Source organism: Pseudoalteromonas sp. AS71 (genome assembly GCF_038900275.1).
Classification (GTDB): Bacteria; Pseudomonadota; Gammaproteobacteria; order Enterobacterales; family Alteromonadaceae; genus Pseudoalteromonas.
Map to the genome: position 1 here is coordinate 91,446 of NZ_JBBMQZ010000017.1, position 22,864 is coordinate 114,309.

Consider the following 22,864-nt stretch of genomic DNA (forward strand, 5'->3'; position numbering starts at 1 on the left):
TAGTGTGATAGATATGTCAAAACGCGATTATTACGAAGTCCTCGGCGTAAGCAAAGATGCGAGTGAGCGAGACATAAAAAAAGCGTATAAACGCTTAGCGATGAAATATCATCCAGATCGTACCGCAGGTGATAAAGAGCTTGAAACTAAGTTTAAAGAAGTTAAAGAAGCTTACGAAATTTTAACTGACGGTCAAAAACGTCAAATGTATGACCAACATGGTCACGCAGCGTTTGAACAAGGCGGCGGTGGCGGTCACGGTGGTTTTGGTGGCGGACATGGCGACTTTGGTGATGTATTTGGCGACGTATTTGGCGATATTTTTGGTGGCGGCGGTGGTCGACGTCAATCTCGTCAACAACGTGGATCTGATTTACGTTACAACATGGACTTAAGCTTAGAAGAAGCTGTTCGTGGCAAAGAAGTTGAAATTAAAGTACCTACATGGGTTGGTTGTGAGCCGTGTGATGGCAGTGGTGCTAAAGCGGGTTCTAAACCTAAAACATGTACTACTTGTCATGGTGCTGGCCAAGTACAAATGCGCCAGGGTTTCTTTGCCGTACAGCAAACGTGTCCTACATGTCAGGGACAAGGTCAGATTATTTCAGATCCTTGTAACAGTTGTCATGGACAAGGCCGCGTAGAAAAAACTAAAACGCTTTCAGTTAAAATTCCAGCTGGCGTTGATACAGGCGACCGTATCCGTTTAACGGGTGAAGGCGAAGCCGGAATGCATGGCGCGCCATCGGGCGACTTGTACGTGCAAGTATCGGTTCGCGAGCATGAAATATTTGTACGTGAAGCGAACAATTTATACTGTGAAGTACCAATTAGCTTTACTACAGCAGGCCTTGGTGGCGAAATTCAGGTGCCAACACTTGATGGTCGAGCAAAGCTTAAAATACCTTCTGAAACTCAAACGGGCAAAATGTTCCGTATGCGTGGCAAAGGTGTTAAGTCTGTTCGCAGTGGTGCACAAGGCGATCTAATTTGTAAAGTGGTAATCGAAACGCCAGTTAATCTTAACGAGCGTCAACGAGAACTACTTCAAGAGTTAGATGAAAGCATGGGCACAGATAGCTCGAAAAACCGTCCTAAAGAGCAAGGCTTTTTTGATGGTGTTAAAAAGTTTTTTGATGATTTAACTAAATAAATTTAAATTATTATGAACAAAAAAACGACGCTTTTAGCGTCGTTTTTTTTGCTTTAAACTTAATTTTTGTTACTGTGAACAAAAAAGATGAAACAGCATGACTCCAGCAATAGATCTACTTAAAAAGCAAAAAATCCCCTTTGAAGTACTCAGTTATGAGCATGATAAGAATAATAGCCATTATGGGTCTGAGGCTGTTGAAAAACTTAACCTCAATAGTGACAAAGTCTTTAAAACCCTAGTACTTGAAACACATGAACGGCAACTGATTGTTGCCGTAACGCCTGTATCCCAACAAGTTAACTTAAAGCAGTTAGCCAAATTATGTGGTGCTAAAAAAGTAGTTATGGCTGCCCCACAAAAAGTACAAGTTAGTACCGGTTATATTTTAGGAGGGGTGAGTCCGCTTGGACAAAAAAAGCGTCTAGCTACGTTTATTCATAGCAGTGCTTTACTCTTTGATACTATTTTTGTAAGCGCCGGAAAACGAGGCTTAGAAATAGCACTCTCACCAACTGATTTAGCCTTATTAACCAATGCAAAATTTGGCGATTTATAAACTATATTTTAATAATTACCTTCTATACAAACAATTAATTCAAGTTAAGCAATTTGCTCAATACCTTATTTATAACTACATTGGGAGTATCTTTATACCGTTAATATTTTATCCAAACGGTATCACACATTTTGTATACGGCTGTTTGTATGAATCTTTTAGATGTTAATTATTTTGCGATACTAGTGGCTGCGCTGTCTTCTTTTATGCTTGGCGGCATATGGTACTCAAAAGCTTTCTTTAAAAATGCTTGGCTAGAAAGTAGTGGCTTAACTGATCTGGACTTACAATCGGCTAACCCTAAGTTGATATTTGGTGGCAGCTTTTTTTTAGTTTTTATAGCGGCTTTAATGCTGTCTCTTTTTTTAGGTAAGGAGGCAAGCGTAGGTGAAAGTATAGGGGCAGGCTTTGTGATCGGCTTTTTTTGGATCAGTAGTTCATTAGGATTAAGTTATATATTTGAGCAACGTCCTTTAAAGCTTTTTTTAATTAACGGGGGTTATCATGTTTTACAGTTTTCGTTAATGGGGCTCATTTTAGGAATATGGCCGTAAGTTCTAATAATTAGTAAAACCAAATTTGCTCCTTATCTTCGAGTAGAGTAGTTTTATATAATCCCCATTTACATGACTTGGTAAACGTACTAATGAAAATATTAGTTGTTGATGATATGCCGCTTATGCGACATGTATTAATTAATATGTTGAGAAAACTAGAGTATAGCAATATCGTTGAAGCAACTGATGGATTGCAAGCTTTGGCTTTATTACGTCACCAGCATTTCGATTTGGTTATTACAGATCTTCATATGCCAAAAATGGATGGTGTTGATTTACTCACTAATATTCGACAGGATAAAGCACTCACTGATATTCCCGTTTTAATGGTTACTTGTGAAGACAGTACGGATAAAGTTAAGCAAGTTATCGCAGCTAAAGTATCGGGGTTTATAATCAAACCTTTTAATATGAATGTATTATCATCTCAATTAAACCGCTTCTTTTTTAGGGATTAGGTTATATTTCTCATAATCAATAATTTATTATGAGCTAGCTTGAACGAACATATTGCACAAAAATTCTAAAACCCAGTTGTCACCTTTACCTATCGAAACTGATATCATAGTCAATAACTCTTCATATAATACAGCAGAACCTAATGGCAAAACCTAATAAAAAAGGCCCAACTAAAACGGTCGATATTTTTTGCTCAGCCTGTAAAGCTTCCTTATTTAAATATCGAAAAGGAGGGAAGGGAGCATTAGTTAAGTGTTTTAAAGAGCGTATTAGTCAAGACTTTACAAGTGAGCCATGTATTTGCCCTAACTGTAGCCGCCCATTTGCCCGAGAGGCTATTATTCGGGGTGCACCAGCCTATAAAATCATCGGCGGCAAAGTAACGTTTAAATAAAGCTTTCTCCATACGGACATATGGCCTTGTTAGAATTTACCATATTGATAGAATCGCCCGGTTTGCTGTTTCAATGAATGAAAAAATACCCTCCCCATGGATCGGGCCAGTTTATTGGGTTATTTAAAAATGGATAAAGGATAGTTTCGTGATAGCACTCTTATTTGACATCATAGGTATGACAGGTACTTTTTTAGTAGTTGGTTCATTTTTTTTACTGCAGCTAGGTAAAACATCTCCAGCTAGCTTAACGTATAATATGATGAATTTAACAGGGGCAATTTTACTATTAATTAGTCTTTGTTATAATTTTAATTTAGCGAGCTTTGTAATCGAAATATTTTGGATTGCGGCGTCGTTAATTGGCTTATATAAATATGTTAAAAATAGATCAGCATTAGCTACAAATTAATTGTTTTTTAATTTAATGCTAAACAGATCGCTGTAAACATAGTTGTTTACGGCGATTTTTGTTTTTAAGCACTTTAAAACTGTTGTTAACAAAAAGTTTATATCTCTGCTAGAGATTAGCCGTTACACTAGCGCCCTAAAATTTTCTTGGCTATTTTTTTGCGAGCTATCCATGTTTTCCTTTTCTAAAAAAATTATTACTATTTTTGTGTTACTCGTACTTATATTAGTTGTTACGTTTTGGCTTGGTAGAGCTCATGATGTTGATCAAGCAACTTACCAGGCTGAACGCCAAGTTACGCAATTAAATAACTATATTGATACTGAACTTGCTCGTTTTTCTGCTATTCCACAGTTACTTACCTATAACTCGTTAATGATAGACTTTGTTGATGCGCAGCCACAGCACTATAACGCTATTAATAACTACCTTGCTGATATTCAACAAGCCAGCGGTGCATCAGATATTTTTGTACTAAATACTCAAGGCGAAGTTATTGCCAGTAGTAATTGGCAAGCAGATTACACTTTTTTAGGTAGTAACTTTGCATTTAGACCTTATTTCAAACGTGCGTTTGCAGGCGAAAAAGTAGCGTATTTTGCACTAGGTATGCGCTCTAAAGAGCGTGGTATCTACTTTTCACAGGCTGTATATCGCGATAATAAAGCCATTGGTGTTGTTGTGCTAAAAGTCAATGTAAGCAAATTTGAGGACGACAGAGAGCTTTTAAATACGTCAAAGGGCAGCCACTTTTTCTTACAGCTTGCAGATGACGTAATTGCAATGTCAGATATGCAAACGTGGCGATTAAACAGCTTCACTGATCTTGATATAACTATGCGCAGAGATATTAAATCTCGTCGGGCTTATTTAGATCATCAACCTTTGTATATAAAGCAGTTTCAATTTTCTAATGAAGGTATTAAACATTTTAAAATAGATAAAAAACTTTACGTAATATCGCAAAGACCTTTACGATATTTTAATGCCACAATGAACGTACTCGTTGATATAACAAAAGTTAATTCTGCCCAACTGCCTCGCTTATTTTGGGTATTTATTATCTGTAGCTTGATAATTATTATTAGTTATATTTTATTAACTCGGTTTGCGGGCTATAAAAAGCTGGTGTACTCCAGACATAGCCTTGAACTTGAAGTACTTGAGCGCACTCAAGCTTTGGAAAAAGTACAAACAGCCTTAGTGCAATCTGCAAAGCTTGCGACAATAGGACAGTTAAGTGCAGGAATTAACCACGAAATAAACCAGCCGCTCAGTGCTATTAATACTTATTTAGCTTCGGCAAAGCGTTTATTAGCGAAAGGAAATACTTCAGCATTAGCTGAAAGCTTAGTGGTGATTGAGGGATTAGTTGATCGAGTGCATCAAATTGTAGGTCAACTAAAGCATTTCAGTAAACCTTCAAAAATGCAGCTCAGACCTTACCCGCTTGCAGGGCTTGTTAATAACGCCTTAATGATTTCTAGCGCGCAACTAAAGCAAGATAACGTACAAGTAGAGCCACCTCAATTTGATGAAACAGTCGTTGTATGGGTCGATTCGCTCAAGTTTGAACAAGTACTTGTTAATTTAATTACGAATGCTAGCCAAGCTATGAACGGCGCAATTATTCGTAACTTAAGTTTTCAGTTGGAGTGTTTTGAAGAGCGTGTAAAACTGTCGATTTTAGATACAGGCTCTGGTATTGAGCAACATGCATTTAGTCATTTATTTGAACCTTTTTACAGTACTAAATCAAGTAATGGTCTAGGCCTTGGTTTATCCATATCAAAACAAATAATTGATTCGTTTAATGGATGTTTGAGCGCACACAACCGACTAGAGGGAGGGGCTGAATTTATAATTAGCCTTTCTAACAGGCAGGAAAATACAGATGATTGACAGCCTACCTTGTAATCACATAATAGTCATTGATGATGAAGCAATGATCAGAGACTCTTTAAAGCAACTGCTTAACCTCGAAGGATACACCGTTGAGTGCTTTAATGACGCAACTACCGCTCTTAGCAAACTCAATAGGCGCTTTGCTGGAGTTGTGCTGAGCGATATAAATATGCCGAACATGGATGGCTTAACGCTTTTAGAGCAAATAACGGCTTTTGATAGTGAGCTCCCTGTAATATTTTTAACTGGTTACGCTGATGTATCGATAGCAGTTAAAGCGATGCAACTAGGTGCGTATGATTTATTTGAAAAACCGGTTAACGAACATCTTCTTGATTGCATAGCACGAGCGTGCGACAAACGAAGCCTTGTTATGGAGAACCGCGCATTAAAAGTGGCTGTACAGAAAACCTCAGCCCCAGGTGTACGCATACTAGGTGATACACCTAAAATGCAACACATGATGCACTTGTTAAATACAATTATAGATACCCCAACCGATGTGATGATTGAAGGTGAAACGGGCACAGGTAAAGAGCTGGTAGCGCGTTATCTACACGATCAAAGTAATCGATCTAGCTGTAATTTTGTTGCTATTAACTGTGGCGCAGTACCAGAGCAATTAATAGAAAGCGAATTGTTTGGTGCAGCAAGTGGGGCATACACCGGTGCTACGCAAAGTCGAAAGGGTAAGTTTGAATTTGCTCAGGGCGGTACGGTATTTTTAGATGAAATAGAAAGTACCCCAATGTCGCTGCAGGTTAAGTTACTACGCGTATTAGAAGAGCGAAAAGTAACACCTGTAGGCGATAACAAAGCAATTGATTTAGACATCAGAATTGTTGCAGCGACTAAAGTAGACTTACTTTCTTTAGTTGAAAAAGGTGAATTTAGAGCAGATTTATACTACAGACTCAGCTTAGTTAAAGTAAATATACCGCCTCTACGAGAGCGAAAAGCAGATATACTTTTATTGTTTAAGCATTTTAGCTCAATTGCAGCTACTCGCTATCACAAAGCACCAGCGCCCTTAAACAGTGAATTACAACAGCGTTTATTAGCTTACGACTGGCCCGGGAATGTGAGAGAACTTAGAAACCAAGCTGAGCGTGCTGTGCTATTAGGCGTTGAACTGGCGTTTTCGGTCACAAAAACACAAGGTCAGGGTGAGCTTTCGCCCGATTTAAGTTTGTCAGAGAAAGTATCATTTTACGAACAATCACTAATTGAACATGCACTTGAGATAAACCATGGAAGTATTAAAAATACCATGGAAGCATTACAAATTGCCCGAAAAACGCTTTACGATAAAATGAGTAAATATGGGCTCAACCGCGATATGTTCATCGATTAAATGTGTGGATAAAGTGACATTCCCTGGTTTTTAATGTGCGGTAATCCGCACAATCTTGTATAGATAAAAACCACAGCTAGTGTCAAGATTATGAAATATATACCATTTACATCATTGGCAATGTGTTTGCTTAGTTAGAGTCGACAATAAGTAGATTCTAATAATTAGGACACACAATGATAAGGTTCAAACACACTACTATTTATCTAGCTTCACTGAGTTGCTTAGCTACATTTTCGCATACTGTTTTAGCGGTTGATTATACCGTTTATGGTAAAGCTGAAGTACAAATTGCAAATACTGATACAGGCACTATGCGATACGCAGATGAGGGTACGCAAATAGACGCGCCGTTCTCGCGTATTGGTATTAAAGGCGACCACAAACTTAACGAATACCTAAGCGTTGTTTTTAAATACGAAGTACAAGTTAAAGGGTTTGAGGAAGACGACACTGATGAGCCTTTTACTGCACGTAATACTTACTTGGGTTTAAAAGGTGCGTTTGGTGAAGTTGTAGTAGGAAGAAACGATACACGCTTTAAATACTCTGAAGGAAAAGTTGATAACTTTAATGAAACTCAAGCCGACATGGCACAAGTTATTGCAGGGCAAGATCGCCTCGGAGACACCATAACCTACACTTCAAGCTATTGGCATAATACACAGTTTTCGTTTACTTACGCGCCTAAAGACGATAATAAAGATAATGAAGCCGGTTTTGCTGCTACGCTTATTTATGGCGATCGTAATTTAAATAACACCCCGTATTATGTGTCACTAAGTCATGTTGATTCACTTAATAATATTACAGCAAGTAGACTTGCAGGCGTTTATAAGTTTAAGCAATTACAGTTAGGTGGCTTATACCAGCATTCTGAATCAGTGGATGGCACTAAATCTGGTAATGGTTATGTATTGAGTGCAAGTTACACGCTTGACAAGTGGGTACCAAAGATTCAATTTGCTAAAGATGACTCTACACTTCGTCAAGTTTCTGAGGCAACGCAATGGAGCACAGGCCTTGACTATGTATTTGATAAGCAGACAACAGCTTACCTTTTATACACCGATCTTAATCTAGAAGAACAAGACGACAACAGTGTTGCGCTTGGTCTTAAATATAAGTTTTAGAGGCTTATCATGACAGACAACATACTGACGCAAGAACCCGATAAGAAAAAACATTTTCAATGGCTTTTTTTAATACTAGGGCCTTTAGTAATGCTATTAACCTGTTTATTCGATCCGCCAACAGGTATGTCGGTTGCGGCATTTAAAACTGCAGGCTTAGCATTTTGGATGGCATCGTGGTGGGTGAGCGAAGTTGTACCAATTCCGGCAACTGCATTGCTACCACTGGTAATATCACCACTAGCTGATATAGCAGCAATAAAAAGTGTGGCGGCACCGTATGCACACCCGCTAATCTTTTTATTTTTAGGTGGTTTTTTAATTTCCATTGCTATGGAGCGCTGGGGTTTACATAAACGTATTGCGCTTAGCACTATGCTATACGCAGGTAAAAAACCAAGCTTACAAATTTTAGCTATGATGTTGGTTACCGCATTTTTGTCAATGTGGATGTCTAATACGGCTACAGCCGTAATGATGCTGCCTATTGCACTTTCGATTACCAGTTTAGTTAAACAATCAGACCCTGAAAATGAAGGTTTTGGTAAGGCTTTACTGTTATCAATCGCTTATGGTGCAAGTATTGGTGGTATTGCTACTTTAATTGGCACTCCGCCTAACGCTTTAATGGCTGCTTACTTATCAGACAGTTATCAAATAGAAATTGGCTTTGCGCAATGGATGATTGTAGGTGTACCTCTGTCTTTAAGCATGCTAGTTATTAGCTGGGTTTGGCTTACTAAGTTTGCGTATAAAGTAGATGCTAATGTTAAAAGCGATCAGAAAATTGATACAAAAGCGGTGTTTACAACTCAGCTAAAAAATCTTGGAATAATGCAACGTGCAGAAAAAGGCGTGTTGTTTGTATTTGTACTTGCTGCACTTTGTTGGATATTTAGACCTTTATTAGGCGATATTACAGGTCTTAATATTTCAGATACTACAATTGCAATTGCTGCGGCATTGCTGTTGTTTGTAATGCCAGCGAATAAAGGCAAAAATGAGCGTATTCTTGATTGGCATCACGCATCAGAGGTACCGTGGGGCGTACTACTTTTGTTTGGAGGCGGATTAACATTAGCGTCCCAAATAAAATCATCAGGCCTTGCTGATTTTATTGCCCAAATGATAGAGGGTGTAAGTACTATTCCACTTGTTATGAGCGTACTTGTTGTTGTGGCATTAATTACGTTTTTAACGGAGATCACGAGTAATACAGCAACTGCAGCTGGCTTTCTTCCTTTGTTAGGACCCGTTGCAGAATCTATCACAGGTTCGCCACTTGTATGGGTTATTCCTGCCGCTATTGCATGTAGCTGCGCGTTTATGATGCCAGTTGCTACACCACCCAATGCCATTGTGTTTGGCTCTGGGCAAATACAAATGCGCGATATGATCCGCGCAGGTTTTGTACTCAATATTGTCGCTATTGTATTAATTACGCTAGTAACAATGACTATTGCAGCGCAAGTATTTGGCTTTTAAGTATCCTCTAAATGAGTTCCAACCAACCCTATGAGCAGCCTAAAATTTAATTTAGGCTGCTATTTCTTCACATTAATTAGTGTTATTGCTCGAAAAACAGAACAAGGTTATAGTCTGCGGTAACTTTAAAAATTGAGTAACCTATTTTGAGCACTGAGACATCACAGGCAATGCCTTTAATTCCCCAATTTGATGAATTGCAAAAAAGCTTTCTCGAAACGCCTTACTTGCCAATTGATAAACGTCTCGTTTTATTAAAAAAGCTCCGTGTACGTATTGTTGAACTTGAGCAAGAGCTAGTGGATGCTGCTTCAAAAGACTTTGGTTATAGAACTGCTTTCGATACTTTACTTGGCGATATATTACCTACGGTGCAAACGCTCGCACACATTATTAAAAAGCTCCCAAAATGGGCAAAGCCAAGTAATCGCTCTGTTGGTTTAAGCTTGTGGCCTTCAAAAGTAAGTGTTAATTACCAGCCCAAAGGTGTGGTTGGTATTATTGCACCGTGGAATTATCCGATTCAGTTAGCGTTAGTACCTGTGTTTACTGCTATAGCTGCCGGTAATAGAGTCATGCTCAAATTAAGCGAGTTTACACCTCACACAAACGTCGTTATCGAAAAAATATTTAAAGACGATATGCAAGCGCATTGTAAAATAATACAAGGCGGCAGCGATGTAGCCGCGCAATTTTCATCGCTCCCATTTGCTCATTTATTATTTACGGGCTCAACGGCAGTAGGTAAGTTAGTAATGGCTTCGGCGAGTCGTAATTTAACACCGGTAACGCTCGAACTCGGTGGTAAATCGCCAGTTATTATTACGCAAAATGCCGATATTAAAAAAGCGGCGCAAGCCATACTGTTTGGAAAAATGGCTAATGCAGGGCAAATATGCGTTGCTCCCGACTATGTATTTGTACCCAAAGCGCTTGAGCATCAGCTGGTTCAGCAATTGTGTGAGCTGTATAAAAAGCATTTTAAAGACGGTGTTGAAGGTAAAAACTTAACTTCTATTATTAGCGATGCACACTATAAACGTTTAGCAACCTATTTAGAGCAAGCACAAGAGCTTGGCGCAAACATTATTAAGCCACTTGAGCAAAACCAGCAAGATGAGCAAAAACATCGTATGGGGTTGCATTTAGTGACTCAAGTGACTGACGAGATGAGCCTAATGCAAGATGAGTTATTTGGTCCAATATTACCAATAATGAGTTACGAAAAGCTCGACAGCGCAATTGATTATATTAAAGCGCATCACCACCCATTAGCGCTTTATATTTTAGGGCAAGATAAGCGCGCTCAAGAATACATTATGAAGCAAACAATCAGTGGCACTGTGGCAATAAACGATACGTTAGTGCAAGTAACTGCTGACGAAGCCCCTTTTGGTGGTGTAGGGCATTCAGGAATGGGGCACTATCATGGTATTGAAGGTTTTTTAACGTTCAGCCACGCTAAAAACACCTTAGTATCAGGCTCATTTAATCCTCGTATTAATCTGTTACTTAAACAAAGTAAACTTATTATTAAGCTATTAAAATGGCTTTATATAAAATGATAGGGTGTTGATTTTGTAAAGTTGAATAGATTTTATTTTGCTAATCAAGATATATTAAAAAGGCTGAATTACGTTATGTAATTCAGCCTTTTTAGATAGAGTTAAAACCTAATCATCAAACTCTAAAGATTTAAAATAAGCGACCTTCACCAGCATAAGTACCCACTTGTATTTTTGCATAAATGGCATCGGCTTTTTCTTTAGCTTCTTCAATTTCTTTAGGTAGCATTTTACGCTCATCAAGTTTGCGGCTATGACTTGCTTGCATGTTGCCATTGTACTCGGCAATAGTATTCCAAATGTATGACTTTTCTAGATCCTTTGGCATGCCTAGACCTTCAAAATACATTAGCGCTAAATTAAATTGAGCCAAAGAGTAATTATTAGCGGCCGCTTTTTCGTACCAATTACGCGCAGCTTTATAATCTCGAGTCACACCTACGCCGTTGGAGTACATTACCCCTAAATTAAACTGAGCCGCAGGCAGGTTTTTATTGGCTGCTTGTTCAAATAAGGTAACAGCCATTTGGTGATCAAGTTTAACACCTTTGCCTTCGTCGTATAAAACCGCTAGAGCAAACATTGAATCCGGGTGGTTCTTTTTTACGCCTTGTTGATAAAGCGCAGCTGCTTTGCGGTAATCGCGCGTTACACCGTATCCACCTTCATATAATTTAGCTAGTTCGTAAATTCCTGGTGCAAAGCCTTTATCGGCAAGGTATTGAAATTCTTTTAGGGCGACTGCAAATTCACCTTCGTTTGCTGCTTTTATGCCATCTTCTAATGTTGCATGAGCAAAGGGGCTGGTAAGTAAAACGCCAGCTAGAACGAGTGATTTCAAATTAAACTGTGACATATTAATGTCTCCAATTAGTAATAGTTACAATAGGTATTAACGCCTGTTTATCTTTCTAGTTTAAATTTGTGCTGCTATTTAGGTTCGCTCTAGGGACGGTTTGCTCTTTGTTGCTCGGTTTTTAATGAGCCTACTAGGTTACAAACTTCGTGCGGCGATTAATACCAACCTGCATAAATCTTTGATCAATTTAACGAATTAAATTGCACTATAACGTCGTTAAAAATTTTTCATTTAGAACAACTAGATACAAAAACTTTTGCCTAGTTCTAGCGTAATTTTCTTAACGTTAAATAGACCCCATATATAAGCAAATTGGTATAAATAGCGCCTAGATAGAACAAATTTTAATACTAAAAGGTCAACAGGCCATAGTTGAATGCTAAATTATTAAATTTTTGCACTATTTGCGCATTTTAAACGTTTAATACTCAATGCATTTAAGTAGAGACTAAATCGGTTACTATAAATAGATGCAAAAAAGGGTGTCTACTGTTATGTTTTACGCCAGCTTTAGCGTAAACGCAAGGCGATACCTTATCAGATCGTGTGTATAAAATGTAAATAACAGCACGGTGGACTTTTAAGGTAAGTAAACGAGTTTAGAAGTGTAAGATACAGATTTTATAGAAAATTTAAAGAAATAAAAAAAGCCCGTTAGGGCTTTTTTGAATCATATTAACCGTCACTAATATGAGCAATGTAGCAAGTAAATGTGATATTTGATGTTATTACTTGGGTCGAGTAAGTAATAACACGAAGCGGCACGCTCTTCTTTTAATGTGTCAGCATCCTTGCTGAATATTCTTCCGTAGGCACTGAGGTCGTTACACTGTGTTTGTACGAACGATTATCAGTTAGATCTAAATACAAGTCAACACTTAAATGATAATTATTATCAAATGAGTTTTGAGCTTTGCCACAATCTAAATAATAGAGAAGGTTATGCTTAAAAATTTCAAAGCAAAAAAACTAAAACAGATATGCCTTGCTGTAAGTATGTTGTTTTTATGTAGTTGTTCGGCATCTTTTACTTACAATAATTTGAGTTGGCTTTCGTCATTTTGGGTAGATGATTATATTGATTTAAATAAAACACAAAATAAGCAACTTAAAAAGATCATTAACACGACCCAAGCGTGGCATAGAAGTACGCAGCTACCAGCTTATAAACAAGACATTCAAAATATTAAGGCACTTTTTAACAACACACTAAGCATTGAGAAGTTAAAAGAGCAGGTGGTTTTTGCTAAAAAGCATTGGCAGAACCTACTTGAATACGCGCACATGCCTTTAGCCGAACTGGGTGCAACCTTATCAAGTGAGCAAAGAGAAGAACTTTTAAACAATATCCAAATAAAAATTAACGACGAACGCGAAGAGTTTAACGAACAAACTCCACTTGAGCGAAAAAGTGAGCGCCTGGAAGAGCAATTTGAATACTACGAGCAGTGGATAGGCAAGCTTAATAAACAACAAAAAGCGCTGATTAAATCAACTAATGAGCAACATCAAGACTCAGGAACGCTGTGGTTAGAGTACAAGCAAAACCGTTTGAATGCAGCCAAGCAGGTATTTACAAATGCTGAAATTACGAAAAAAGAATTTATAAATCAGTTAAGTACGGTTATTAAAGAGCGCGAACTTTATATGAGCGACGCACTATTGAAAACCAATGAAGCAAACTTAAATTTATATATAAATTTACTCTACGAATTAAACTCAACTTTAATTGATAAACAACGCCAAAGCGTTAATGATCAATTTGATGAGTTAATTGAGACCTTAAACGATATAATAGAAAACTAAATTGTGCGTGAATTATTAAGTTTTAGATTAGCTGTTTAGGCTGGTTTGTTTTTAAACGCAAAAAATGCTTTTAAAGGGCAATATATGGTTACAGATTTAAAAAGTATCTTAAACACTTGGTATCCGAATAGGGACAACCAAGAATGGGTTTTAGCTACTTTGTACAAAATTGAAGGCTCTAGCTACAGAAAACTAGGGGCTATGATGCTTATATCTAGCCTGGGCGAGCGCTTGGGGATGCTTTCGGGTGGCTGTTTAGAAGCTGACATACAGCGCCATGCTAAACAAGTAATGAGTACTTTAACAAGTAAAACCATCAGTTATGATGCCACCGATGAAGACGATTTAACATTTCAACTTGGTATTGGTTGTGGGGGCATAGTACACATTTTACTGCAGCCCATTCACAAAGCTAATGACTATTTACAGTTAGAGCTTGTATCTAAAGCACTTAATGAGAATAAACCAGGGCGATACCTTCAACAGGTAAGCCCCATTTTTCCAGCCGGTAGTGGTGTATTTACGCAAAATGATGAGTTACATGGTTTATCAATGAACCGCAAAGCGCAGTTGGTAGAATTACAAGGCGCTACGAGTTTGCAAACCTCTATTTATCCACCGCCCCATCTATTAATAGTAGGTGGTGGCGCTGATGCAGTTCCGGTTTATACATTTGCCAAACAACTTGGTTGGAGTGTAACTGTATGGGATACGCGCGCTGCCAATGCAAAAAGACAGTATTTTAAAAATGCAGATGCTATTTTGCGCATCACACCGAGTGAGTTAAAAGAATATTGCATAACCCATAAAGTTGATGCGGCTATTTTAATGGCTCACAGCGTTGAACTTGACGCCAGTACATTGGCTCAATTTAAAGATGTTCCGTTTAAATATATAGGGCTATTGGGTCCTAAGCACAGACGTAAACAAGTTTTAGAGCACGCAAATACGCATGTTTCACAAATTAAGTCTCCTGTTTTTGGGCCTGTCGGTTTAAATTTAGGCGGCGACTCGCCAGAGAGTATTGCACTATCGCTGATCAGCGAAATACATGCAGTGCTGTGTGATAAAGATGCCCAATCACTAAGTCATTGGGGGCAAGAGCCGTGCTAATTGCAAAAGTTGTTTTAGCCGCAGGGCAATCATCTCGCTTTAACGGCTGTAAATTAACAGCTGATATTGGCTTTGGCAAAACAATGATTGAGCATGCTGTAAATACACTGCAAGCACTTGATGACACGCCCGTGTATGTAGTTACCGGGGCATGGCATAAAGAAGTAGCACAAGTACTAGCCGGTTATAAAAACATAGAGCTAATTGAGAACAAGCAATGGAGCCAAGGTTTAGGTAATTCAATCGCGATAGCGTCTCAAACTGTGTTTAAAAATAAGTCCTTCGATGGGATTTTATTTATGCTTGCGGATCAGGTTGAGCTAAAAGTAGCGCACTTAAGTGAGCTAGTTACTGGTTTTACACGTAATCCATCGCGCTGGTGCGCAAACTATGGCGAGCGTTTAGGTGTACCCGCTATATTCCCAGCGGTTGATTTATCTCAGCTTGCAAGCTTAACTTCGGATAGAGGTGCACAGCAATTATTGCGCTCTAGTCGTGAAGTTGTTAACACAATTAGTTTAAGTAGTGCGAGTTTAGATATAGATACGCAAGAGCAATTAAGTGAGTTTTTAAGTAAAACAGAATATAAAAATTTTAATGAAAAAATATAACGAGTAGGGTCAGTAGTTATATTTTTAATAGCTATAGTCACTTTTGAAGCTGTTCGTATAGTTTAAAAGTGACTATAGAAATCGTAATTAAGGGGCAAGCTATGGTGACGTTTACAATTAATGGCAAGGTGGTCGAATCACACGCAAGTGAAGATACACCATTGTTATGGGTTATTCGTGATGAAATTGGATTAAAAGGTACGAAGTTTGGTTGCGGTATTGCAATGTGTGGTGCGTGTACAGTGCATTTAGATGGGCAAGCAACCCGCTCATGTGTTTTACCAATTGGCGCAATTGCAGGAAAAAACATTACCACAATTGAAGGGCTTAATAACGAACACCCACTGCAAAAAGCATGGGTTGAAGAGCAAGTACCACAGTGCGGTTACTGTCAGTCGGGGCAAATAATGCAAGCGGCCACATTACTGGCAGCTAACCCAAGTCCTTCAGATGAAGAAATAGTAAGCCATATGAATGGTAACTACTGTCGCTGTATGGCTTATAAACGTATTAAAACTGCTATTCAACGCGCTGCAGATGAGTCACAAAGTGTAGTAAATATATTTGATCCAAATGCACAAGACGCTTAACTGGAGCCGATAATGAAAAAATTATTTCAAAAAAATAGCGAAACCGTTAATTTAAATCGTCGCTCGTTTATGATTGGCACTGCTAGCGCAGGTTTAGTCATGGCGTTTGCCCCTGCGTTATTTTCGGGTTCGGTAAGTGCAAAAGAGTCAATTGCGCAACAGGCTTTTTCACCAACAATTTGGTGGACTATGAGCACCGACGGCGCCGTAGAAGTAAGTATTGCTAAAGCTGAAATGGGCCAACATATTGGTACTGCTCTTGCGCGTATTGTGGCTGATGAGCTTGAATGTGATTGGGATAAAGTATCAATTACCTACGTAGATACTCATGAAAAATGGGGCTTTATGGTAACGGGTGGTTCGTGGTCTGTATTTCAAAGCTTTAAGCCATTATCTCAAGCCGGTGCTGCAGGTCGAATTGCATTAATAGACGCAGGAGCTAAAATGCTCGGCGTACCTGCAGATAAATGTCGTGCTGAAAAGGGCTATATTATTTCAGGCGAAAAATCGGTTAGTTACGCTGACATAGTCAAAAAAGGCGAGTTTAATCGTACATTTACCAGTGATGAAGTTGCAAACCTCCCACTAAAACCTGCTAATAAGCGTCATTTAACAGGGCTTAAACAAGACTTTAAAGCGCTTGATATACCAGCCAAAACAAATGGCACTGCGGTATATGGTATAGATGTAGAAGTTGAAGGCATGCTGTACGCGCGACCAGTAATACCGCCAACCCGCTATGGCAGTACAGTAACAAACGTTGACGATAGTGCAGCAAAAGCTATTAAAGGTTACAAAGGCTATGAAATTTTAAATGATCCTAGTAACACAGTGCAAGGCTGGGTTGTTGTATTAGCTGACAGTTACCCAAGCGCCATTAAAGCAGTAGATGCTTTAAAGGTGAGTTATAAAAAGGGTGAGTCAGCAAATATATCTGAAGATGATATTCAAAAAGAAGGTAAGCGATTATGCGAGCAGCGCGACTCGGGTACTTTATTTGTTGATGAAGGTGATATAAAGAAAACACAAGCAGACGCCAGTGAGTCGTTAGAATCAATGTATACCACAGCGACAGCGAGTCATTATCAGCTAGAGCCACTCAATGCGGTTGCAGAGTTTAAAGACGGTAATTGGATTATTCATACTGGTAACCAATGGCAGTCACTTACGTTACCTGCGCTTGCCAAAGCACTTGAAATAGAAAAAAACAAAGTAATTATTCGTCCTTATTATTTAGGTGGTGGTTTTGGCCGTCGATTATTTGGTGACTGGACTGTACCTGCAGCTCTAACCGCAAAAGCAGTAGGTAAACCAGTAAAACTGGTATTTACACGAGCAGACGATAGTTTATTCGATCAGTCTCGTTCTGCATCTGCTGCAAAAATGACGGCGTCGTTTGATAAAAACGGTACTTTTACTGGTTTAGAGCATGCATTTGCTGCAGGTTGGCCTACTAAAGCTATGGCACCAGGGTTTTTATCACCGGGTGTTGATGGCAAAGGTAAATTTGATGCATTTTCGGCATCGGGCGCTGATCATTGGTACAGCATGAGCAGTCATCGTGCACGCGCTATTAATAACGAAGTTGCACAAAGCACCTTTACTCCAGGTTGGTTACGTTCAGTAGGACCAGGTTGGATTGCATGGAGTCTTGAGTCGTTTATTGATGAGATTGCCCATAAGCAAGGCAAAGATCCAGTTCAATTTAGAATTGAAATGTTAGACGGTAAAGGCAAGCAAGCAGGAAAAGCACCTGAGAGTGTAGGTGGAGCACTGCGCTTACGTAATGTGCTTAAAACAGTGTCAGACAAAGTAGCTTCTGTTAAATTAGCTAAAGATGAAGGCATTGGCTTTTCTGTAAGCTCAGGGCAAGAGCGTACCATGCCAGCATGGCTTGCAACCGCAGCGCATGTTCATGTTAACCGTGATAGTGGTAAAATAACGCTTAAAAAGCTTTATGTTGTTGTAGATGCGGGCTTAATAGTTCATCCAGATGGCGCACTAGCGCAAATTGAAGGGTCGTTACTATGGGGCAGCAGCCTTGCATTGCATGAATCAAATACGTATAAAGATGGACAGGTATCAGCGACTAACTTTAATACTTATTTACCGCTAAGAATGCAAGACGTACCAGATATTGACATTGAATTTTTACAAAGCGATGAATTTCCAGTTGGTTTAGGCGAACCTGGCGTTATAGGGGTGGCTCCTGCGATTGGTAATGCTGTATTTAATGCAGTAGGCGTGCGTTTACGTGACCTACCAATGAAGCCAAGCGAACTTAAAAAAGGCTTAGAAGCGTAAAACAAAAATAACTAAAGGGGTGTGCTTTATGCAGCCCTTTTTAGTTATTAAATATATTTATGTAATTATTATTTATGTATCAATAAGTAGCGTTGTTTATACCAATTCGCTTAATTAAATGATTAAGTATTATTGCAAATTGGTATTAGGTTATTATTACTTGTTGATATTAGTTAAGGTTTATTTATGCTAATCGACCCAACAGGGCGAGAGTTTAGTTACTTACGTTTGTCTATTACTGATGTATGTAATTTTAAGTGTGTTTATTGTTTACCAGATGGTTATCAGGGGGGGCCAGACCGTGGTTTTCTCACAATTGATGAAATTAGCAATACGCTTAAAGCGTTTGCGCACCATGGTATTGAAAAAGTAAGGATCACTGGCGGAGAGCCAACTCTTAGAAAAGACTTTATAGATGTTGTTCGCGCGGCAAAAGATGTCGCGGGCATAAAAAAAATTGCAATGACTACCAATGGTTTTTCTCTTCATAAGAATATCCACGACTGGGTAGATGCGGGCTTAAACGCCATTAATGTAAGTATTGATAGCTTAGATCCGCGCATGTTTAACACCATTACTGGGCATGACAAATTTACCTCAGTAATGAAAGGTATTGATACTGCGCTTGAAACGGGTATTGATTCGGTAAAAATAAACAGTGTGCTGATGAAGCAATATAACGCGAAAGAGTTTGATACATTTTTAAATTGGGTTAAACACCGTCCCGTTACTATTCGTTTTATTGAGTTGATGCAAACAAACGACAACAAAGCCTTTTTTGATGCTAACCATGTATCTGGGCAAGTTTTAAAAACTCAGCTATTGCAAACGGGTTGGCAGCAAGTTGCGCGTAGTGCATCAGCAGGTCCTGCTCAAGAGTTTGCTCATCCTGATTATCAAGGCAGAATTGGTTTGATCATGCCTTACAGCAACGACTTTTGTAGTACCTGTAACCGATTAAGGGTTACAGCAAAAGGGAACCTGCACTTGTGTTTGTTTTCTGAAGAGGGTATTTCGCTAAGAGAATATATGAACGACAGTTCAAACAGTAAATTAATGGCATTGCTATCTCGTTATATTAAAACCAAAAAGCCAACTCACCTTTTACACCAAGGCAATACAGGTATTACGACTAATTTATCAATGCTAGGTGGCTAGCTTTTAAAGCTACCTAGAAAAGTAAAAGCACTAAACGTGTTCCTAAAATACACTACATTATCCCTAAAAGGTAAATAACTGGTTGTATCTAAATGGTTTTATATCAACAAAGCTTGTTAAATTGTATTTTCACGTTAAACTTACTTTTATTTTTATTAAGTGATTAGAATGGATATCGCCGCCCTTAATAGCACTAAATCATTAAGAAAAGACGTTCTGCGAGGAATGTGTCTTTGTTTTGGTTCTTTATCGGTAGGATTTGCGGGTTTTAATTTAACCGTAAATAACTTTCCATTGCTTGGCTATATCGAAATCTGTTTTTCTATTTATTGTATATTTACTTACATTTCACTTATACGCCGTCCACTACAGTTTTGGCAATCCTTGATAATGTGTGTGCTCATAACGCTAATTGTTATTTTGGGTACATCTTTAGCATCGCCTCGTAATGCTGTGTTTGTATGGTCGTTTGCATTACCTATTTTGTACTACCTGTTATTAGGTAAACAATACGGTGTAATTTTCTCTGCAAATTTATTAGTTATCCAAGTGTTTATTTTAGGGAGTAAGTCTACTCTTGCCCCTTTTGAAAATTTTAACCTATCTCTTAATTTAATCTGTGCTTATTTTAGTATTTGGGCGATTTCTCATGTTTTTGAAGGGAGCCGCTCACATTTTTCAAAGCGCCTTAAAAATTTAGCATTACTTGATCCGCTAACGGGTGCAGGTAATCGCCTTTCAATGAACCACTACTTTGAAGTTGAACTACAAGATAAATCACAGCTATATTTGTTTTTACTCGATTTAGACTTTTTTAAGCAGATAAATGATGAGCATGGTCATGGTGTCGGTGACCAAGTACTTATCGAAGTGGCCACTTTACTAAGAGTTGAGCTTCCTAGAGGGTATGTATTTAGAGTAGGCGGTGAGGAGTTTGCTTTATTTAGCGCTTTTGCAAATGAAGAGGCCGCACTTAATACCGCTGAACAAATAAGGGCACGTTTTGAAAATACAACATTTGACATTGACGGCCTTGCTATTAATGTGACAACAAGTATTGGTGTCGCAAAATTTAAAAGTACTAATTCATTGGAAAGCTTTGTAAACCAAGCGGATAAGCAGTTATACAAAGCAAAACAGTTTGGCCGCAATAAAGTGTATTGTAAGTTTAAACAAGAACACGACCGTGAGGCGGTAGTTGCTTAAGTCGGGTCACTTAGTACATTTGCTCAAAGTTGGGGATCCCATTTTCCCAAATCGGTTTGTCTTTTCCTAAATGCTCGCGCACAGCATCAAAAAACAACCGGGTCCTTACTGGTAAATCTCGATGCGGATATACGGCATACATCGCACTAAACTCCATGAGTTTCACATCTGTTAATAAAGGCACTAGCTTACCTTGTATTATTTCATCACCAATAATAAATGCAGGAGCAACAAAGTAAGTTGTGCCCGATAATGTTTTCATTAACAATGACTCTGCATCGTTTGCACGAAACACACTTTTTATTTTTTGTTCGCAGCGTTCACCCTTACTATCGTAGTAATCTATGGTTTCTACTCGAATAGAGTTACTGGCATAGCTTGCTGCTGGTAATTGCGCTAACTCTTCCATTGTTTTTGGCATACCATAAGTTTCAATAAACTGTGGCGCAGCTAAAATTAATAACCGGTTACGCGCTATTTTACGTGCAATAAGTGACGAATCTTTAGGCTCACCTACACGAAAAGCCAAATCAAATCCTTCAGAGACTATATCTACTAATCTATCGTCTAAACGCAGTTCAACTTCTACTTGAGGAAAGCGTTTTTGAAAATCATTAAGTACAGGTTGTAAATAACGCCTGCCAATCAATGTTGATGACGTGATTTTTAACACGCCGCGCGGTTCTAAATGGTAGTTTTCGGCCATGCGTACGGTTTCGCCAAGCAGCTCTCTAAGCTCTGCGGCTTTTTTGATCATTTCGGCGCCTGCCGCTGTGAGCGAAAACGAACGCGTTGTGCGGTTAAGTAACCTAACGCCTAGCTCATCCTCTAAACGGCTAATTTGCTTGGATATAACAGAGCGATCTATGTTGCGTATTTCTGCAGCTTTTGCAAAAGAGCCTTGCTCAACCACTTCAAGTAACATTAAAAGTCGACTTGTTGTATCCATTATTACACCTTAATTAACCTATTGATGCCATTTTGGCATTAATGAATTTAAAAATCTATGGTTTTTACACACGGGTTTAATCCGTATTATGCGAGGCTAATCAACAATGGAGCGTCTTCATGAACAAACATCTAATTGCTGCTGCACTTACTGCGGCATCTTTAACACTAGCAGGTTGTGCTGATGAGAGCACAGCTCAATCAGCACCTGCACAGCAACTTCAACCAATTGATGTAGCACAGGTGCTTGTTAAGCCGGTACAAAGCTGGCACACATATACAACGCGTTTAGAGTCTCCACAAGAAGTTGCCTTAATGCCGCGTGTATCAGGAATCATCGATAGCATTGAATTTAAAGAAGGCGATGTGGTTAAAGAAGGCGATGTTTTATTTCAATTAGATGCTCGTCCATTTGCTGCTGTGGTTGCTAGTTTAAAAGCGCAAATCAACAGCGCAGAAGCTGCCTTAGAGCAAGCTAAAAGTGAAGACAAACGTGCGGTACGCTTATTAGACCGTAAGGCAATCTCTACTGAGCAAGCACAAGCGCGTACTTCAACACTACGTCAACGCGAAGCACAGCTTTCTGCACTTCAAGCACAACTTACCTCAGCAGAGCTTGATTTAGAATTTACGTCAGTTGTATCACCAATTGATGGCATTATTTCTCGCGCAAATATCACTAAAGGTAACAACATACTTGCGGGTCAAAGCGTATTAACGTCAATTGTTTCAAACCAAGCTATGTACGCTTATTTTGATGTTGATGAACGCACCTGGAATAGCTCTTTCAGTGATGTTACTGCTGCGAGCCATCAAACTGTTGTAATGCAAAAGGTCGGTCAAAGCGATTTTGCATACAAAGGCTACATTAACTTTATTGATAACCAAATTAATTCATCGACAGGTACATTACGTGTACGTGCGGTATTTAATGAAAGCAGCAACCAATTACGCGCAGGCTCGTTTGCACGTATAAAGCTGGCTGCAAATTCTATTAGCGACGCGATTATTATCCCAGAACGTGCAATTGGTACCGACTTAAAAAATCGTTTTGTATTAACGGTTGGCGAAAACAACGTACTTGAATACAAGCTTATCACTACAGGTGAGCGTTACGGTGCATTACGTGCGGTTACATCAGGCCTTAATGAAGGTGATGTTATTGCCGTAAATGGCCCTGCTCGCGTAGGCCCTGGTATGCCAATCTCTCCGCAAACCGTAACAATTGATACCAGCGGTGTAGCATTTACATTGTCAAACGACAACGCACAATTTGTGGCTAAGCAATAAGGT

The 22,864-nt window shown here is 38.9% G+C and carries 21 protein-coding genes; 19 read left to right on the forward strand and 2 right to left on the reverse strand.

The annotated features are described in order from the left end of the window. Positions 1 to 13 precede the first annotated feature (13 nt). The 11 genes from dnaJ to WNY98_RS13915 all read left to right on the forward strand — a co-directional run bounded on the left by dnaJ (position 14) and on the right by WNY98_RS13915 (position 10,976). The gene (dnaJ, locus tag WNY98_RS13865; protein WP_024598566.1) at positions 14 to 1,153 is read left to right on the forward strand and encodes a molecular chaperone DnaJ; all 1,140 of its coding nucleotides are present in this window, start codon (positions 14 to 16) and stop codon (positions 1,151 to 1,153) included. Between the two features lie 97 nt (positions 1,154 to 1,250). Next, complete coding sequence (gene ybaK, locus WNY98_RS13870) at positions 1,251 to 1,712, forward strand: Cys-tRNA(Pro) deacylase (RefSeq protein ID WP_342878173.1); 462 nt, start codon at positions 1,251 to 1,253, stop codon at positions 1,710 to 1,712. Between the two features lie 149 nt (positions 1,713 to 1,861). Next, complete coding sequence (locus tag WNY98_RS13875) at positions 1,862 to 2,266, forward strand: DUF1761 domain-containing protein (protein ID WP_197184891.1); 405 nt, start codon at positions 1,862 to 1,864, stop codon at positions 2,264 to 2,266. Between the two features lie 92 nt (positions 2,267 to 2,358). Beyond that, positions 2,359 to 2,727 (forward strand): response regulator, encoded by a 369-nt coding sequence (locus tag WNY98_RS13880; protein WP_024598563.1) that lies wholly within the window; start codon positions 2,359 to 2,361, stop codon positions 2,725 to 2,727. A gap of 143 nt (positions 2,728 to 2,870) precedes the next feature. Next, positions 2,871 to 3,122 carry a hypothetical protein gene (locus WNY98_RS13885; protein WP_024598562.1) on the forward strand — a complete coding sequence of 84 codons (252 nt, stop codon included), beginning with the start codon at positions 2,871 to 2,873 and terminating at the stop codon, positions 3,120 to 3,122. A 148-nt stretch (positions 3,123 to 3,270) separates the two neighbouring features. Continuing rightward, complete coding sequence (locus WNY98_RS13890; RefSeq protein ID WP_024598561.1) at positions 3,271 to 3,534, forward strand: hypothetical protein; 264 nt, start codon at positions 3,271 to 3,273, stop codon at positions 3,532 to 3,534. 171 nt (positions 3,535 to 3,705) lie between these two features. Continuing rightward, on the forward strand, positions 3,706 to 5,436 hold the full coding sequence (locus tag WNY98_RS13895; RefSeq protein ID WP_342878174.1) for a cache domain-containing protein: 1,731 nt from the start codon (positions 3,706 to 3,708) through the stop codon (positions 5,434 to 5,436). Further along, on the forward strand, positions 5,429 to 6,793 hold the full coding sequence (locus tag WNY98_RS13900) for a sigma-54 dependent transcriptional regulator (RefSeq protein ID WP_076925620.1): 1,365 nt from the start codon (positions 5,429 to 5,431) through the stop codon (positions 6,791 to 6,793). Before WNY98_RS13895 ends, WNY98_RS13900 begins: the two co-directional genes overlap by 8 nt. 176 nt (positions 6,794 to 6,969) lie before the next feature. Continuing rightward, positions 6,970 to 7,926 (forward strand): porin, encoded by a 957-nt coding sequence (locus WNY98_RS13905; RefSeq protein ID WP_197184892.1) that lies wholly within the window; start codon positions 6,970 to 6,972, stop codon positions 7,924 to 7,926. 9 nt (positions 7,927 to 7,935) lie between these two features. Continuing rightward, a complete protein-coding gene (locus WNY98_RS13910) occupies positions 7,936 to 9,411 on the forward strand; it encodes a DASS family sodium-coupled anion symporter (protein WP_342878175.1) in 1,476 nt (491 codons plus the stop codon). A gap of 146 nt (positions 9,412 to 9,557) precedes the next feature. After that, entirely contained in the window at positions 9,558 to 10,976 is a 1,419-nt protein-coding gene (locus WNY98_RS13915) for a coniferyl aldehyde dehydrogenase (protein ID WP_342878176.1), read from the forward strand. A gap of 130 nt (positions 10,977 to 11,106) precedes the next feature. Here WNY98_RS13915 and WNY98_RS13920 read toward each other — a convergent pair whose 3' ends face one another. After that, complete coding sequence (locus WNY98_RS13920) at positions 11,107 to 11,832, reverse strand: tetratricopeptide repeat protein (protein WP_304180815.1); 726 nt, start codon at positions 11,830 to 11,832, stop codon at positions 11,107 to 11,109. Between the two features lie 945 nt (positions 11,833 to 12,777). Between WNY98_RS13920 and WNY98_RS13925 the strand changes: the two genes are divergently transcribed. From WNY98_RS13925 to WNY98_RS13955, 7 genes are all read left to right on the forward strand, one after another. Next, positions 12,778 to 13,641, forward strand: coding sequence for a DUF6279 family lipoprotein (locus WNY98_RS13925; protein WP_342878177.1), 864 nt, complete (start codon positions 12,778 to 12,780; stop codon positions 13,639 to 13,641). An 84-nt stretch (positions 13,642 to 13,725) separates the two neighbouring features. Continuing rightward, entirely contained in the window at positions 13,726 to 14,754 is a 1,029-nt protein-coding gene (locus WNY98_RS13930; protein WP_342878178.1) for an XdhC family protein, read from the forward strand. Then, positions 14,748 to 15,365 (forward strand): nucleotidyltransferase family protein, encoded by a 618-nt coding sequence (locus WNY98_RS13935; protein WP_342878179.1) that lies wholly within the window; start codon positions 14,748 to 14,750, stop codon positions 15,363 to 15,365. The genes WNY98_RS13930 and WNY98_RS13935 overlap by 7 nt, the downstream gene beginning before the upstream one ends. 101 nt (positions 15,366 to 15,466) lie before the next feature. After that, positions 15,467 to 15,955, forward strand: coding sequence for a (2Fe-2S)-binding protein (locus tag WNY98_RS13940; protein ID WP_007582016.1), 489 nt, complete (start codon positions 15,467 to 15,469; stop codon positions 15,953 to 15,955). 12 nt (positions 15,956 to 15,967) lie between these two features. Beyond that, the gene (locus tag WNY98_RS13945; protein ID WP_342878180.1) at positions 15,968 to 18,259 is read left to right on the forward strand and encodes a molybdopterin cofactor-binding domain-containing protein; all 2,292 of its coding nucleotides are present in this window, start codon (positions 15,968 to 15,970) and stop codon (positions 18,257 to 18,259) included. A 186-nt stretch (positions 18,260 to 18,445) separates the two neighbouring features. Beyond that, positions 18,446 to 19,417: a GTP 3',8-cyclase MoaA gene (gene moaA / locus WNY98_RS13950; RefSeq protein ID WP_170071385.1), complete on the forward strand. Its 972-nt coding sequence runs from the start codon at positions 18,446 to 18,448 to the stop codon at positions 19,415 to 19,417. A gap of 168 nt (positions 19,418 to 19,585) precedes the next feature. Next, positions 19,586 to 20,623: a GGDEF domain-containing protein gene (locus WNY98_RS13955; RefSeq protein WP_170071386.1), complete on the forward strand. Its 1,038-nt coding sequence runs from the start codon at positions 19,586 to 19,588 to the stop codon at positions 20,621 to 20,623. 10 nt (positions 20,624 to 20,633) lie between these two features. On the opposite strand, the gene WNY98_RS13960 is transcribed toward WNY98_RS13955, so the two are convergent. After that, positions 20,634 to 21,572 (reverse strand): LysR family transcriptional regulator, encoded by a 939-nt coding sequence (locus WNY98_RS13960; protein ID WP_342878181.1) that lies wholly within the window; start codon positions 21,570 to 21,572, stop codon positions 20,634 to 20,636. A gap of 119 nt (positions 21,573 to 21,691) precedes the next feature. Between WNY98_RS13960 and WNY98_RS13965 the strand changes: the two genes are divergently transcribed. Then, positions 21,692 to 22,861, forward strand: a complete 1,170-nt coding sequence (locus tag WNY98_RS13965; protein ID WP_342878182.1) for an efflux RND transporter periplasmic adaptor subunit — start codon at positions 21,692 to 21,694, stop codon at positions 22,859 to 22,861. Positions 22,862 to 22,864: the final 3 nt, after the last annotated feature.

Bases quoted from the DNA above. Each gene is read 5' to 3' on its own strand.
- dnaJ (WP_024598566.1), top strand. From the start codon at position 14: ATGTCAAAACGCGATTATTACGAAGTCCTCGGCGTAAGCAAAGATGCG.
- ybaK (WP_342878173.1), top strand. From the start codon at position 1,251: ATGACTCCAGCAATAGATCTACTTAAAAAGCAAAAAATCCCCTTTGAA.
- WNY98_RS13875 (WP_197184891.1), top strand. From the start codon at position 1,862: ATGAATCTTTTAGATGTTAATTATTTTGCGATACTAGTGGCTGCGCTG.
- WNY98_RS13880 (WP_024598563.1), top strand. From the start codon at position 2,359: ATGAAAATATTAGTTGTTGATGATATGCCGCTTATGCGACATGTATTA.
- WNY98_RS13885 (WP_024598562.1), top strand. From the start codon at position 2,871: ATGGCAAAACCTAATAAAAAAGGCCCAACTAAAACGGTCGATATTTTT.
- WNY98_RS13895 (WP_342878174.1), top strand. From the start codon at position 3,706: ATGTTTTCCTTTTCTAAAAAAATTATTACTATTTTTGTGTTACTCGTA.
- WNY98_RS13900 (WP_076925620.1), top strand. From the start codon at position 5,429: ATGATTGACAGCCTACCTTGTAATCACATAATAGTCATTGATGATGAA.
- WNY98_RS13905 (WP_197184892.1), top strand. From the start codon at position 6,970: ATGATAAGGTTCAAACACACTACTATTTATCTAGCTTCACTGAGTTGC.
- WNY98_RS13910 (WP_342878175.1), top strand. From the start codon at position 7,936: ATGACAGACAACATACTGACGCAAGAACCCGATAAGAAAAAACATTTT.
- WNY98_RS13920 (WP_304180815.1), bottom strand. From the start codon at position 11,832: ATGTCACAGTTTAATTTGAAATCACTCGTTCTAGCTGGCGTTTTACTT.
- WNY98_RS13925 (WP_342878177.1), top strand. From the start codon at position 12,778: ATGCTTAAAAATTTCAAAGCAAAAAAACTAAAACAGATATGCCTTGCT.
- WNY98_RS13930 (WP_342878178.1), top strand. From the start codon at position 13,726: ATGGTTACAGATTTAAAAAGTATCTTAAACACTTGGTATCCGAATAGG.
- WNY98_RS13940 (WP_007582016.1), top strand. From the start codon at position 15,467: ATGGTGACGTTTACAATTAATGGCAAGGTGGTCGAATCACACGCAAGT.
- WNY98_RS13945 (WP_342878180.1), top strand. From the start codon at position 15,968: ATGAAAAAATTATTTCAAAAAAATAGCGAAACCGTTAATTTAAATCGT.
- moaA (WP_170071385.1), top strand. From the start codon at position 18,446: ATGCTAATCGACCCAACAGGGCGAGAGTTTAGTTACTTACGTTTGTCT.
- WNY98_RS13955 (WP_170071386.1), top strand. From the start codon at position 19,586: ATGGATATCGCCGCCCTTAATAGCACTAAATCATTAAGAAAAGACGTT.
- WNY98_RS13960 (WP_342878181.1), bottom strand. From the start codon at position 21,572: ATGGATACAACAAGTCGACTTTTAATGTTACTTGAAGTGGTTGAGCAA.
- WNY98_RS13965 (WP_342878182.1), top strand. From the start codon at position 21,692: ATGAACAAACATCTAATTGCTGCTGCACTTACTGCGGCATCTTTAACA.